Below are 953 nucleotides of genomic sequence, written 5' to 3'. Positions count from 1 at the left end.
TGATGCTGGAAGTCAGGGCGGATTCAACTGGTCGTCGCAACACCTTGATCATGGAGGTGTTCGGGAATGGCGACGGCAGACGGGAGTAGGAAGACCGGTGATGTTTCGGAAGGTGTGCGGCGGCAGTGGCGTGCGGATCGGGCGTTGCGTCCGGCGATGCGATCCCCCGGGGCGGCCTGAGCCATCCCGGGTCGTGCAGCGCCAGCTCTGGTGCACGATCGCGACGGGCGTGACGACGGCGGAAGCGTCGTTAGCGGTGAGCGTGTCGGTGCCGGTGGGGACGCGGTGGTTTCGTCACGCTGGCGGTATGTCTCCGATCTCTCTGACTCTCTCTGACAGAGCCCACCGGCCGATATCTGTCGTTCGAGGAACGTGAGGAGATCGCGATCCTGCGCGCTAAGAACGCTGGCGTCCGGGAGATTGCCCGCGCGCTGGGGCGAGATCCGGGGACGATCTCACGCGAGTTGCGTCGCACCGCCGCAACGCGTGGCGGGACATCAGCCACGAAGCGATCTACCAGTCGCTGCTCATCGAGGGGCGTGGAGCGCTCAAGCGTGAGCTGGTCGCCTGGCTGCGCACCGGCCGTGCACTGCGCCAGCCGCGGGCGCGGTCGCAGAATAAACCTCAGGGTCACGTCACCGCAGACGTCGTCCTCAGCAAGCGGCCGGCCGAAGCCGCCGATCGTGCGGTCCCCGGCCACTGGGAGGGCGATCTGATCATCGGCGCAAGCCGGTCCGCGATCGGCACCGTGATCGAACGCAGCAGCCGCTCCACGCTGCTAGTGCACCTGCCCAGACTCGACGGGTGGGGTACGACGCCGCCGGTGAAAAACGGTCCATCGCTGGGCGGATATGGTGCTGACGCGATGAATGCCGCCCTGGCAATGTCAATGACGCGCCTGCCTGAACAGCTCCGCAAGACACTCACCTGGGACCGGGGCAAAGAGCTCTCCG

The 953-nt window shown here is 66.5% G+C and carries 1 pseudogene; it reads left to right on the top strand.

Features of this window, described 5'->3' with window-relative positions:
- Positions 1 to 66 precede the first annotated feature (66 nt).
- Positions 67 to 953, top strand: a pseudogene (locus tag CVA01_RS14765) (transposase); the annotation flags it as partial.

Origin of the sequence: Corynebacterium variabile, assembly GCF_006539825.1 — a bacterium.
In the GTDB taxonomy this organism is placed as follows: Bacteria; Actinomycetota; Actinomycetes; order Mycobacteriales; family Mycobacteriaceae; genus Corynebacterium; species Corynebacterium variabile.
The sequence above is the reverse complement of the archived record's forward strand: the minus strand, read 5'-3'. Positions and strand labels throughout refer to the sequence as shown.